Genomic DNA, 652 nt, shown 5'->3' on the forward strand with positions numbered 1-652 from the left:
TGCCAGGGCTTGGAAAAGGTTCTGATCGGCGAAGATCGATCCGAGCGGCTCGATGTCATRCCGCCGAAGTTCAGGGTTATCGTCACACGCCGCCCCAAATATGCGTTCAGGGAACGTGACGGCGTGCTGCAGGCTTTGGCGCCAGCGCATATCATCGAAAGCGGCCTGCCGACGGAACGGCTGCTGGCATACATTGCCGTGTCGAAATACGCCGACGGTCTTCCGCTTTATCGCCAGGAGGCGATTTACCTACGCGACAGCGTGGTGCTCAGCCGCTCTTTGATGGCCCAGTGGATGGGACATCTGGGCTTCGAGTTGCGGATCCTGGCGGATTACATCCTGGAGCGCATCAAGGCCGGCGAGAGGATATTCGCCGACGAAACGACGTTGCCGACCTTGGTTCCCGGCTCTGGTAAAGCGATGAAGGCGTGGCTCTGGGCATACGCGCGCGATGACCGACCGTTCGGAGGATCGGGTCCGCCGATGGTTGCCTATCGCTTCGAAGACAGCAGAGGTGCCAAGTGTGTCGCGCGTCATCTCGCCGGGTTCACCGGCATCCTGCAAGTTGATGGCTACTCGGCCTACACCAGCATGCTCAAAGAGCGCGCCAAGTCCGGCAGCAATGAAACCATCAGACTGGCCGGATGCTGGG

1 protein-coding gene is annotated in these 652 nt (G+C 60.4%); it reads left to right on the plus strand.

Annotated features, from left to right (window positions below; all coding sequences use genetic code 11):
• The coding region (gene tnpC, locus AC1D2R_RS32215) for an IS66 family transposase (RefSeq protein ID WP_477973880.1) at positions 1-652 on the plus strand (652 nt) is incomplete at both ends.

The sequence above is a fragment of the Rhizobium sp. P1_C7 genome (assembly GCF_056406295.1).